Source organism: Stomatobaculum sp. F0698 (assembly GCF_030644385.1).
Lineage (GTDB): Bacteria > Bacillota > Clostridia > Lachnospirales > Lachnospiraceae > Moryella.
In genome coordinates this window covers 1,715,026-1,726,329 of record NZ_CP130060.1, presented here as the reverse complement: position 1 = coordinate 1,726,329, position 11,304 = coordinate 1,715,026, and the positions used below count along the sequence as shown (strand labels likewise).

At 57.7% G+C, this 11,304-nt stretch carries 10 protein-coding genes; 5 read left to right on the top strand and 5 right to left on the bottom strand.

From position 1 onward, the window contains the following. Nucleotides 1–2 precede the first annotated feature (2 nt). From QU660_RS07885 to QU660_RS07865, 5 genes are all read left to right on the top strand, one after another. On the top strand, nt 3–1,073 hold the full coding sequence (locus QU660_RS07885) for an L-threonylcarbamoyladenylate synthase (RefSeq protein WP_304945977.1): 1,071 nt from the start codon (nt 3–5) through the stop codon (nt 1,071–1,073). Continuing rightward, complete coding sequence (locus tag QU660_RS07880; protein ID WP_304945976.1) at nt 1,070–1,564, top strand: deoxycytidylate deaminase; 495 nt, start codon at nt 1,070–1,072, stop codon at nt 1,562–1,564. The genes QU660_RS07885 and QU660_RS07880 overlap by 4 nt, the downstream gene beginning before the upstream one ends. A 188-nt stretch (nt 1,565–1,752) precedes the next feature. Then, nucleotides 1,753–2,319 carry a hypothetical protein gene (locus QU660_RS07875; protein ID WP_304945975.1) on the top strand — a complete coding sequence of 189 codons (567 nt, stop codon included), beginning with the start codon at nt 1,753–1,755 and terminating at the stop codon, nt 2,317–2,319. Beyond that, nucleotides 2,312–2,794: an Lrp/AsnC family transcriptional regulator gene (locus QU660_RS07870; RefSeq protein WP_304945974.1), complete on the top strand. Its 483-nt coding sequence runs from the start codon at nt 2,312–2,314 to the stop codon at nt 2,792–2,794. The genes QU660_RS07875 and QU660_RS07870 overlap by 8 nt, the downstream gene beginning before the upstream one ends. Beyond that, nucleotides 2,791–3,966 (top strand): aminotransferase class I/II-fold pyridoxal phosphate-dependent enzyme, encoded by a 1,176-nt coding sequence (locus tag QU660_RS07865; protein WP_330693200.1) that lies wholly within the window; start codon nt 2,791–2,793, stop codon nt 3,964–3,966. Before QU660_RS07870 ends, QU660_RS07865 begins: the two co-directional genes overlap by 4 nt. A gap of 417 nt (nt 3,967–4,383) precedes the next feature. Here QU660_RS07865 and QU660_RS07860 read toward each other — a convergent pair whose 3' ends face one another. The 5 genes from QU660_RS07860 to QU660_RS07840 all read right to left on the bottom strand — a co-directional run bounded on the left by QU660_RS07860 (nt 4,384) and on the right by QU660_RS07840 (nt 11,109). After that, the gene (locus QU660_RS07860; RefSeq protein ID WP_304945973.1) at nt 4,384–5,445 is read right to left on the bottom strand and encodes a cell wall-binding protein; all 1,062 of its coding nucleotides are present in this window, start codon (nt 5,443–5,445) and stop codon (nt 4,384–4,386) included. A gap of 226 nt (nt 5,446–5,671) precedes the next feature. Further along, nucleotides 5,672–6,505: a hypothetical protein gene (locus tag QU660_RS07855; RefSeq protein WP_304945972.1), complete on the bottom strand. Its 834-nt coding sequence runs from the start codon at nt 6,503–6,505 to the stop codon at nt 5,672–5,674. Between the two features lie 89 nt (nt 6,506–6,594). Further along, the gene (locus QU660_RS07850) at nt 6,595–8,022 is read right to left on the bottom strand and encodes a sensor histidine kinase (RefSeq protein WP_304945971.1); all 1,428 of its coding nucleotides are present in this window, start codon (nt 8,020–8,022) and stop codon (nt 6,595–6,597) included. Then, nucleotides 8,019–8,723, bottom strand: a complete 705-nt coding sequence (locus QU660_RS07845) for a response regulator transcription factor (protein ID WP_304945970.1) — start codon at nt 8,721–8,723, stop codon at nt 8,019–8,021. The genes QU660_RS07850 and QU660_RS07845 overlap by 4 nt, the downstream gene beginning before the upstream one ends. 19 nt (nt 8,724–8,742) lie before the next feature. Next, nucleotides 8,743–11,109 carry an endonuclease MutS2 gene (locus QU660_RS07840; protein WP_304945969.1) on the bottom strand — a complete coding sequence of 789 codons (2,367 nt, stop codon included), beginning with the start codon at nt 11,107–11,109 and terminating at the stop codon, nt 8,743–8,745. Nucleotides 11,110–11,304 lie beyond the last annotated feature (195 nt).

Below are 11,304 nucleotides of genomic sequence, written 5' to 3'. Positions count from 1 at the left end.
GCATGGAGACAGCATACGGCCTGCTCACGGGGACGGAAGAAGAGCGGCAGCGTGCGCTCACGGAAGCGGCCCGGATACTGCGCGCCGGCGGTCTGGTCGCCTTCCCGACGGAGACGGTCTACGGGCTCGGCGGCAATGCGCTGAGCCCTGCGGCAGCGGAGAAGATTTACGCGGCAAAGGGACGGCCGAGCGATAACCCGCTGATTGTCCACATTGCCCGCACGGAGGAGCTTGCGCCGCTCGCGGCGGAAATCCCGGATGCGGTTTATCACCTCGCGGAAGCCTTCTGGCCGGGGCCGCTCACCATGATTGTCAAAAAGAGCGAGCGCGTGCCGCGGGAGACCAGCGGCGGTCTGGATACCGTTGCCGTGCGTCTGCCGGGCGATGCGAACGCAAGGGCGCTCATCGAGGCCGCGGGGCTGCCGATTGCGGCGCCTTCGGCGAACACCTCGGGGCGTCCCAGTCCGACCGAAGCGCGTCATGTCGCGGAGGATCTCGGCGGCAAAATTGACATGATACTGGACGGCGGTGCGGTCGCGGTGGGACTCGAGTCGACCATTGTGGATTTGAGCGGCAGCGTGCCGACCTTGCTTCGCCCGGGTGCAATCACAGTTGAAATGCTGGAAGAAGTGCTCGGAGAAGTGCAGCTGGACCCGGTGCTCAAAAAGCCGCTCTCCCCGGGCATGCATCCCAAGGCGCCAGGCATGAAGTACCGGCACTATGCTCCGCAGGCCGAGATGTATCTGGTCGACGGTGCGCCAAAGGCAGTCATCCGCCTCGTAAACCAAGCTGCGGCGGAAGCGAAGGCGCGCGGCGAAACGGTCGGTGTGCTCGCCGCAAGCGAGACAGCCGGAGCGTATTGCGCGGACACGGTCTTTCCGCTCGGACAGCGAGAGCGGCCGGAGGAGATTGCCCACAACCTCTTTGCGGCGCTCCGCGAAATGGACACGCAGGGGGTAAAACGTATTTACGCCGAGGCCTTTCCGGAGAGCGGCGTGGGGCTTGCAATCATGAACCGCATGAACAAGGCGGCAGGACATCATTGGCTGCACGCCGGAGAGGAGAGCGAATGACAGAGAAGCGCAAGGACTATATCAGCTGGGACGAGTACTTTATGGGGGTTGCCTACCTCTCGGCACTCCGCTCGAAGGATCCGAATACCCAGGTCGGGGCCTGCATCGTGAGCGATGACAACAAGATACTCTCGATGGGCTACAACGGCTTTCCGCGCGGCTGCTCGGACGATGAATTTCCCTGGGGCAAGGAGCACGAGCAGGACGACCCCTATCAGGCAAAGTATTTTTATGCAACCCACAGTGAATTGAATGCAATTCTCAACTACCGCGGCGGCTCGCTCGAGGGAAGTAAGCTCTATGTGACCCTCTTTCCCTGCAACGAGTGCGCAAAGGCGATTATCCAGTGCGGCATACGGACCCTGATTTACGGTGAGGACAAGTACGGGGACACCGCGGCTGTCCGCGCGAGCAAGCGCATGCTGAACGCAGCCGGGGTTCGCTACTACCAGTACGGGAAAACCGGGCGGCAGCTCAAAATTTTTGTCTGACTTTTCTCTTGCGGAAGGCCGGGGGAGAGACTATAGTAAAATGAAAATTCAGCGGTGCTTACCGCAGAAACGGGGTATAAGAAGATGAAAGATAAACGTCGTCGTGTGTTGGCCATTATTGTTTCGGTGATTCTCTGCCTGTCCATGGTGCTCGGTATGGCGGCAGCCGGTCTCAGCGCCTTCCTGCATTGAGTCGGGCGTATCCGGAAATTGTCGCGGCTTTCTCCGCGGGAAACCTTGAAACGGAGCGCCTGTCAGAAGAATGCGGGGCGGGAAAAGGAATAAACGTTCGACTATCGGGAGCTGCGATTTCGCTGTGTAAGAGCGAGCGGGAGGCGCGGGAGGAAGCCCGTCGCATCGCGGAAAATGCTTGCGGTGCGTCGATTTGCCTACCCTACGGGAGAGGCGGCATCCTTGCCGCACTCTACCTCGCCGCGGTCCGGAGACAGTCGGGCCTGGAAATCCGCCTGCGGGATGTGCCGATTTTACCCGAGACCGTAGCGCTTTCGGAGGCGCTCGCTAAGAACCCCTATCGCATGGATACGGAGGCCCTGCTCTTTTTCACGGAGAGCGGTGACAGCCTTGCAAGGTCGCTTCGGGCAAAAGGCATACCGGCAGCCTGCATCGGCCGCTTTGTGCCCGGGCTTGATAAGTGCGTGGTCGATAAGACCGAGCGCGAGTACATCAACCGCCCGGAGCGGGGCATCGAATTGGAAGCAGAAGTGTTTGAGACAGAAAGGAAGACAGATGCGTGAAAAAATCCTCGCGGTTCTGGAAAAGAATGCGCGCATAGATATTCATGAGCTCGCGATGTTGCTCGGGGAGAGTGAGGTGGCGGTCGCAAATGAAATCGCAGATATGGAGAAGGAGAACATCATCCGCGGGTATCACACCCTGATCAACTGGGAGAACACGAGCAACGAGCGCGTGGAGGCCCTGATTGAGGTAAAGGTCACGCCGCAGCGCGGTATGGGCTACGACCGCATTGCGGAGCGCATTTACCAGTACAACGAGGTGGATTCGGTCTATCTGATGAGCGGTGCCTTTGATTTCATGGTCCTCCTCGAGGGCAAGACCATGCGGGAAGTGGCCTTCTTTGTCTCGGAGCGCCTTGCGCCGATTGAGTCCGTGACGGGCACTTCGACTCACTTCGTACTGAAGAAGTACAAGGATCACGGCACGGAGATGGTTCGGAAAAAAGAAGACGAAAGGCAGTTGTTCATGGCATGAGAGACATCAATGAAGTGTTGGCGAAGAAAACCATAGCCCTGCAGCCCTCGGGCATACGGAAGTTTTTTGACATTGTCCGCACCATGGAAGGCGCCATTTCGCTCGGTGTCGGCGAGCCGGACTTTGATACACCCTGGCCCATCCGAGAGGAGGGTATTTACTCTTTGGAGCGGGGACGCACCTTTTATACGAGCAATGCGGGTCTCAACGAGCTCCGCGAGGAGATTGCGCGCTACATTCAGCGCCGCTTTGCGGTGTCCTACGATCCGCTCAGCGAGATCACGGTGACGGTCGGCGGCTCGGAGGGCATAGACCTTGCCTGCCGCGCGCTCTTAAACCCCGGCGATGAGGTGATTATTCCGCAGCCGAGTTATGTCTCCTACGAGCCCTGCGTGCGGCTTGCGGACGGCGTTCCGGTAATCCTGGAACTCAAGGAGAAGGACCGCTTTAAGCTGATGCCGGAGGATCTGGAGCGCTGTATCACCGAGCGCACCAAGTTTCTGGTCCTGCCCTTCCCGAATAACCCGACCGGCTCCATCATGACGCGCGAAGAGCTTGCGGCAATCGCAAAGGTGGTTATAGAGCACGATATCTATGTGGTGTCGGATGAAATTTACACCGAGCTCACCTACAACGGCGAGGCGCCGGCCTCGATTATCCAGATTCCCGGCATGCGGGAAAGGACCGTTCTGATCAACGGTTTCTCGAAGGCCTATGCCATGACGGGCTGGCGTCTCGGCTATGCCTGCGGGCCGGAGCCCATACTGCGGCAGATGATCAAGGTGCACCAGTACGCAATCATGTGCGCGCCGACCACGAGCCAGTACGCGGCGGTCGCGGCGCTCCGCGACTGTGATGCGGAGATTGCGCGCATGCGCGAGTCCTATAACCAGCGTCGCCGCTATCTCTTAAAGCGACTCGAGGAGATGAATATTCCCTGCTTTGAGCCGGAGGGCGCGTTCTATATCTTCCCGAATATCTCGAAGTTCGGTCTCTCTTCGGAGGAATTCTGTACGAAGTTGCTCACGGAAGAGAAGGTCGCGGTTGTGCCGGGTACGGCGTTCGGAAACAGCGGCGAGGGCTTTGTCCGCATTTCCTATGCCTACTCCCAGGAACAGCTTAGAGAGGCCATGAACCGCATGCAGCGCTTTGTGGAGCGCTACGCAAACTAAAAAACAGCCCCTGCGATGCGGGGGCTGTTTTTTTGCTGAGTGAATCAATTAAATTCGGATAAAAAGAGTCTGTGCCGCCGTTGCATATAAGCGCAAGAAAGACAGCCGACATGTGTCAAAACGTTTTCCACCGAACATACTGCGGCAAGAAAACGGGAAAAATCAATACCGAAGTATCAGCCGGTGCGGAGAAATTTTAAGGGAGTCGTCCGAACGATTTTCTCAAAGGGAGTCAAGAAGTCCGCCCGGAAATGCGCTGAACCGTATCAAAAGCAGGGAAATATAACGGCGGCGGTATTTCAAAGGGGGCTTGAGGGAAGTTAAGAAGCCCGCCCGGAAATGCGGTGAATCCGCGCAAAAATAGGCAAAAAGAAACGCCTGCCGCACGTTTTGTGCGACAGGCGTTTTGCCATTTAATTATCTGCTCTGCGTCCAAACACCGCTGTTGTCAACAAAGTAACGGTTGTTGTCAACCCACTGGTTGGTCAGCATCTTACCGAGGTTGCTGCCGTTCTCGGTGCTGAGCCAATACCACTTGCCGGTGAAACGGCTCTTCAGCCAGCCGGTCTTCATGTAGCCGGACTTGTTGAAGTAGTACCAGTTGCCGTCAATCTGCTGCCAGTTGTCGGTCGTGTAGGAACGGTCTGCGTTGCAGTACCACCAGCCGACATTGTCCTTCAGCCATGCGCCCTTGTTGCCGGAGTTCGATCCGTTCGGGCCGGTCTGACCGCCGTTGTTGGAGCCGCTGTTGTTCGTCTTGCCGCCGAGTGCTGCGAGGATATCGTCGTCGACCTCAAATTCATCGGACTCGGTCCAGTCGCCCTTCGAGCTGTTGCTGTTGCCGACCGCTGCACGAACCTTGACAGTGTAGCTGCCCTTGCCGTTCTCACGGATCTTGTCGCGGAAATCGTAGCTGGTGTTCTTCGTGGTGACGGTCTCCTTGATGGTGTTGTTGCGATAGAGCTTCACCTCGTACTGGGTTGCGTAATCCGCCTCATCCCAGGAGATCACCGGGCTGTCATCATCGCCCCAGGAGACATCGCCGACTTCCAGCGCGCTCTTATCGGTGGAACCGGTCTTCGGCAGGGTGACCGTGACGGTCATGCTGCTTGCGGTCGAGCTGACCTTGGTGATTGCAGCGCCCTTGCCGGTCTTATCGTTGATCTTGACATTGCCCTTCGCCGTGCCCTTGAAGGTGAAGTCGCTGTCCGGCTTCAGCTTCAGCGTGACCTTCGGCTTCTTGCCGAAATCGGTATTGGTGACCGAGGTGACGTTCACATTGTCCACGCCGACACTGTTGCTGTCCGCGTCAACCTGGCTCGAATTCATGCCCGGTGCGAGGTCATACTCAAGGTCGATGGTAACATTCTGAACTGCGGTCTTGTTGGTCTTCGCGAATGCCATGCTCGTCATACCGAAAAGCATTGCTGCGGTCAGAACCATAGGTGCAACTTTCTTTAAAAGATTCTTTTGCGTCATTGTTGTTTCCTCCGTTCTGCAGGTTTTCCTGCGTCGTATTGCTTTCGCTATGCCTATATCCTAAACGATTTCTCCGAGAAAAAATAGTGGATTCCACTTACATTTCTCTTACTTTCCTGTAAGAAGATACACACAGAAATTTAACGTATTTTCCTGTAACCTTTTGATAAAAATAGGCACCGCGAAATCGCGGTGCCTATTTTTATTTGGTGAGAATTAAGAACGCTTATGCGGCCTTCCATTTTCCGTCGTAGTTGACCAGGTAGCCGTCCGGCGTCTGCGTGCTGACCAGCATTGCGCCGTCATAGCCCACATAGTAGTAGACACCCTCTTCGGTGGCACTCTTAATCCAAGCGTTGGCCCACATTGCGCCGTCGCTGCCGGAGTAGTACCACTTGCCGTTCACTTCGTACCAGCCGGTCGCCTTCTCGCCGCTCGGGAGGACATAAGCCCAACCGCCGTTGCCGAGGGTCTCCCAGTGGCCGCTCGGTGCAGCCGGAGCGGAAGTGTTGTTCTGTGCGCCGTTGTTCTGTCCCGCATTGTTCAGTGCCGCATTGTACTGCGCAGCAGGGCTCGTGTTCGCAGCGGAGCTTCCCGCCGCGGTATTCTTCGTGTCATCGACGGAGCCGCGGTTCTGCTTGATCATCTGAATATCTTCCGAAGTGATGGTTTCGCCGCCGACCGCACTCGCAAAGCGGGTCTGGCCCTTTGCCTTCTTCTTTGCGGTGACCTGCGCGTAGTAGGTACCCGCGCCGCGCTTTAAGACTCTGTCCGTGATATCCACCTTCTCGGCCGTGTAGCCCGCAGTCATCGCCGTGCCGAGCTTGTGCTTCGGCTTCAGGTCGGAAGAGCTGTAGAGCTGTACCGAATAGCTGGTGCGGCTGTCGCCGACCGACCAGTTGACATAGACGCGGTCGTTCGAGACATCGAAGCTGACATCGCTGACCGAGTAGTCCTGCGGATCGTCCTCTGCGGTTGCCGCGTGTGCAAATACGCTCTGAGAGAGAGTCATTGCAACGCAGAGAAAGAGGGCACCGGCCCGCTTCAGTCGTTTCATCATAGTAAAACACCTCCAAATCTTAATATTTTCTGTAAATAGTATAGCACAGCAAGCTTACAAAATCCTTACGACAGAATGACGATTCACTGTCAGTGACGTAGGTTTTTTTCGTCAGCTTTCGGGAGGGTGAAGAAGAAACGACTGCCGCCTTCGGGGCGGCGCTGCGCTTCCAGGCTCTCGCCGTGCGCGAGCATGACCTCGCGGGCTATGGCGAGGCCGAGTCCCGCGCCCATTTTGTCCTGCCCGCGGGACAGGTCCCCCTTAAAGAAGCGGTCAAAGACGCGGGACAAATCTGCTTCGGAAATACCGATGCCGCTGTCGCTCACCGTTACCACCATGCGGCTTCGCCGCTCACTGCAGGCAATCTCGATCTCGCTGTCCTCCGGCGAGAACTTGATGGCGTTGTCGGTGAGATTATAGAGCACCTGCTGAATGCGGGAGGCATCGGCATAGACCGGGCTCTCTTCCTCGGCAAAGAGGAGAGAGATGTGTATGCGCTTTGCCTTGCACTGCATTTCAAAGCTCTCGGCGGTGGAGCGCACCAGTTCGTTCAGGTTAAAGACAGTCTTGTGGAGGGTCTGCCCCATGCCGAGGGAATTGAGACTCAGCATGTTTTCGGTGAGCTTCGCGAGGCGCTCGGTTTCCGCGATGATGCGGCGCATGTATTTTGCCTGCAGTTCCGGCGGGATGGTGCCGTCCAAAATGGCCTCGGAGAAGCCTTTGATCGAGGTCAAGGGGGAGCGGAAGTCATGGGACACGTTTGCGATAAAGCGCCGCTCATCGTCCTCGAGACGGGAGAGCTTTTCCGCCATGCTGTCCATGGTTCTCGCGAGATAGCCCATCTCGTCTGCCGAGCCGACCGGGATGCGGTGGTTTAAGTTCCCCTCGGCGAACTGCCTTGCGCCCTCGGTGATGACGGTCAGCGGCCGATACACGAACACATTGAAGTTAATCAGGAAGGTCAGCGAGAGCAGAAACACGATGCCGTAGCTGATATAGACCAGATTCATAATCTTGGCGGCATCTTCCTGCACATGGTCCATGAGGAGATGAATCACGACATAGCCGTAGGTTCGGTAGTTCCCGGCAATCGGCGCGGAGACGCTGAGCACGGTGCGCGGGAAGGAACCGAAGTAAGAGCCGACCATATAAGAGCGGCTGCCGGTTGCGGTCGGGTCAAAGTCCGGAATGACGCGCCCGTCCCAGCTGTGCGCGGAGTCCAGGACAATGTTGCCGTCCCTGTCCATGATCCAGATTTCCGCTCGCAGGTAGGTCGAGACGGCCTCGAGCTGGGGGTAGGCGCTCTGGAGCGGGAGGGACTTGCCGTCGTAGACACCGGAATAGGCCGCGGCAATGAGGCTCGCCTCGTCATAGAGCGTCCGCGCACGGCTCCTGATCAAATAGTTTTCGGTGAGCCGAGAGGAGAGCGTAGACACGGCGAGAAAGCCCGCGACACCGAAGAGCAGGTAGCCGAGCAGAAATTTGAGGTAGAGGGAACGCTTGAGTCGCTTCATCATGCGCGCAGGTCAAATTTATAGCCGACACCCCAGACAGTGGCGATGGACCAGCTCGGCTTATCCTTTAATTTCTCGCGGAGTCGCTTGATGTGCACGTCGACCGTGCGCGTATCGCCCGCGTATTCATAGCCCCAGATGTGATCCAGGAGCTGTTCGCGCGTAAAGACCTGGTTCGGGTGGGATACCAGGAAGAAGAGGAGCTCAAGCTCCTTCGGCGGCATCTCGACGGCGCGGCCCTCGTAGCGAACCGCGTAGTTGGTGAGGCTGATTTCCAGGTCCTCACAGCGCACGCTCTCTGTCTCCGCGCGCTCGGGCGGCGTGCTCTCCTGCGGGCGGTAGCGGCGCAGCACGGCGCGAACCCGAGCGACGAGTTCCTTCGGTTCAAAGGGCTTTATGATATAGTCATCGGCGCCGAGCTCAAGACCCAGTACCTTGTCAAAGACCTCGCCCTTGGCGGAGAGCATGATGACAGGCGTCTGGGAACTCTTTCGAATCTCGCGGCACACCTGATAGCCGTCCACATGGGGCAACATGAGATCCAGCAGCACGAGATCCGGCGCGAGGGTGCGGAAGAGAGTCAGGGCCTCTGCACCGTCCGCGGCGATGTGGGTTTCATAACACTCCTTCTCCAAATAGAGGGAGATGAGCTCTGCGATGTTATCGTCGTCGTCGACAATCAGTATTTTCTGTTTTCCTGCCAAAGGGACTCCTTTCTGCGGATTAGCGGAAGGTCACCACGGTCACAGCCTCGCCGCCGTCGTCAAAGTGGGCATCCTCGCATTTCTTGACATAGGGCTGCTTTTTGAGCCAGGCGAGCAGACCTTTTTTCAGTGCGCCGGTGCCGCGCCCGTGAATCACGCGGACCGAGTTCAGGTGTGCGAGGAGGGCATCGTCCAAGTATTTGTCGAGTTCGCCGAGGGCCTCATCGACCGTCTTTCCGATCAGATTAATCTCGGGGGAGATGTGGGAAGCCTTGCCGAAACTCGGCGCGCCGCCGCTGCGGCTTTGCTTTGCGCCCTTGGACACAGCAGCCTCCTCTTCGATGAGGACCACATCGTCCGCGGAGACCTGGGTGCGGAGCACGCCCATGCGCACAAAGAGGCGGTTGTTCTTATCCGGCAGGGTTGAGACGATGGCCTCGTGATCCATGCTGAGCACGCGGACCGAGTCGCCGATGTGGAGAACCGCGGGCTTTGCCGCCTTTACGGCCTTCTTCTTCGGCGCGGTCTTTTCGACCGACTTTAACTTGTCGCGGAGACCGCTTCTCTCTTTCTCGAGCTCGCGGAGCAAGCCGGAGTCAGCACTCAGGCGGTTGATGCGGCGTATGCTCTGGTCGGCGCTCTCCTTTGCCTCCGATAAGATGCGCTCTGCTTCGGCGCGCGCCTTTTCGAGGATGCGCTCCTTGCGCTCGTCGAGGTTTTGATCCGCCTTTTCGTGCCGCGCCTTCAAATCTTCGATTTCCGCGCGGTAGGCGAGAATTTCCTTCCGCTCGGCCTCAATCGTGCGGCGATCCGCCTCGAGGCGGGTCAAGAGATCCTCAAAGGCCGCATCGTTCTGCTCGATGTGGTTCTTTGCGTCTTCAATGATGTAATTCGGGAGCCCGAGTTTTTGAGAAATCGCGAAGGCGTTACTCTTTCCCGGGATACCGATTAAGAGCCGGTAGGTGGGGCGCAGAGTCGCGACATCGAATTCACAGCTTGCGTTTTCGACGCCCTTCGTGGTGAGCGCGTAGACCTTGAGCTCGCTGTAGTGTGTGGTCGCAACCGTGCGCGCGCCGATGTTCTTTAAGAACGAGAGAATCGCAATGGCGAGCGCCGCACCCTCGGTCGGGTCCGTGCCCGCGCCGAGCTCGTCGAAGAGGCAGAGGGAATCGCCGTCCGCCGCATCGAGAATCTCGACCACATTCTTCATGTGCCCCGAGAAGGTGGAGAGCGACTGCTCTATGCTCTGTTCGTCGCCGATGTCCGCAAACACGTCGCGGAACACCGCGAGGCGGCTGCCCTGGAAGGCCGGAATGTGGAGCCCCGCCTGTCCCATCAGGGTGAAGAGTCCCACCGTCTTCAGCGAGACAGTCTTACCGCCGGTGTTCGGGCCGGTGATGATGAGGAGACTGAATTCCTGTCCGAGCCATATGCTAATCGGAACCACCTTGTCCTTCGGAATTAAGGGGTGGCGTCCGTCTTTGATTTCCACAATGCGCTCGGTGTTAAAGAGCGGCTTCGAGGCCTGCATCGAAGAGGCGAGCCGCGCTTTTGCAAAGACAAAGTCAAGCGTTGCCAGTATCTTTTGGTTTGCGAGTAGCTCTGCCGTAAACGGGGCGAGCAGGGCGCTGAGAGAGGCGAGTATTTTTGCGATTTCCTGCTGCTCCGCGAGCGTGAGTTCGCGGTACTCATTGTTTAAGCGCACCGCAACCAGGGGCTCAATGAAGACCGTGGAGCCGGTGGAACTCTGGTCGTGCACCACGCCGGGAAGCTTGGTCTTAAACTCGCTTTTTACGGCGAGACAGTAGCTTCCATTACGCATGGTCACGATGGTGTCCATGAGATAGCTCTTGTGGCGGTTAATCTCCTCCTGGAGAGCGCTGTGCATGCGCTCGTCCGCGGTTTTCATTTGGCGGCGGATGCGGGCAAGCTCGGGGCTTGCGTGGTCCGAGACCAGATCCTCGGAGAGAATGCAGCGCTTTAATTCGCGGTTTTCGCGGGGCAGTAGGGAGAGCGCCGTAAAGGCAGACTCCAGGGCATCCGGATTTTCCTCTTCCTCCTCGTGGGCGCCGTAGTTCCGCGCTCTCTCGCTTAAGTCGAGGAGAGAGCCTATCGCATAGAGTTCCGCGGTGCTTAAGGTCCCGCCGACATCGAGGCGCTTTACCGAAGCGCTCACATCGCGGAGCCCTGCGAGGCGCAGTTCGCCCTTCATGCGAATGCGGGATAGGGCGGCCTCGGTCTCCGCCTGGGCGCGCTCTATCTCCGGGAGATCGGTCATGGGTACAAGGGCGTGACAGAGTGCCTTTCCGGGTGCGCTCACGGCTCTTTCTTCAAGCAGGGCAATGATTTTATCAAATTCCAAAGTATGTAAGGTTTTGCTGTTCATGCGTTGGATTCATCCGTTTCTTCCGCCGTTCGGCAGAGTAGGTATTGCTTTGGTTCCGGCTTTGGTTTTAAGAGAGAAAACTTCTCCTGATACAGTATAGCACAAACTACGGCGCGCGTTTCGGATGCTCGGCTTTTATGGTATACTAAGTGTCAATACAGTAGCGGCGGAGGGAGCTTTATGCAGGAAGATGAG

What these genes read in the sequence shown, in the direction of transcription:
- QU660_RS07860 (WP_304945973.1), bottom strand. Translation starts at nt 5,445, where the DNA reads ATGACGCAAAAGAATCTTTTAAAGAAAGTTGCACCTATGGTTCTGACC.
- QU660_RS07855 (WP_304945972.1), bottom strand. Translation starts at nt 6,505, where the DNA reads ATGATGAAACGACTGAAGCGGGCCGGTGCCCTCTTTCTCTGCGTTGCA.
- QU660_RS07840 (WP_304945969.1), bottom strand. Translation starts at nt 11,109, where the DNA reads ATGAACAGCAAAACCTTACATACTTTGGAATTTGATAAAATCATTGCC.
- QU660_RS07865 (WP_330693200.1), top strand. Translation starts at nt 2,791, where the DNA reads ATGAGAGACATCAATGAAGTGTTGGCGAAGAAAACCATAGCCCTGCAG.
- QU660_RS07870 (WP_304945974.1), top strand. Translation starts at nt 2,312, where the DNA reads ATGCGTGAAAAAATCCTCGCGGTTCTGGAAAAGAATGCGCGCATAGAT.
- QU660_RS07880 (WP_304945976.1), top strand. Translation starts at nt 1,070, where the DNA reads ATGACAGAGAAGCGCAAGGACTATATCAGCTGGGACGAGTACTTTATG.
- QU660_RS07885 (WP_304945977.1), top strand. Translation starts at nt 3, where the DNA reads ATGGAGACAGCATACGGCCTGCTCACGGGGACGGAAGAAGAGCGGCAG.
- QU660_RS07850 (WP_304945971.1), bottom strand. Translation starts at nt 8,022, where the DNA reads ATGATGAAGCGACTCAAGCGTTCCCTCTACCTCAAATTTCTGCTCGGC.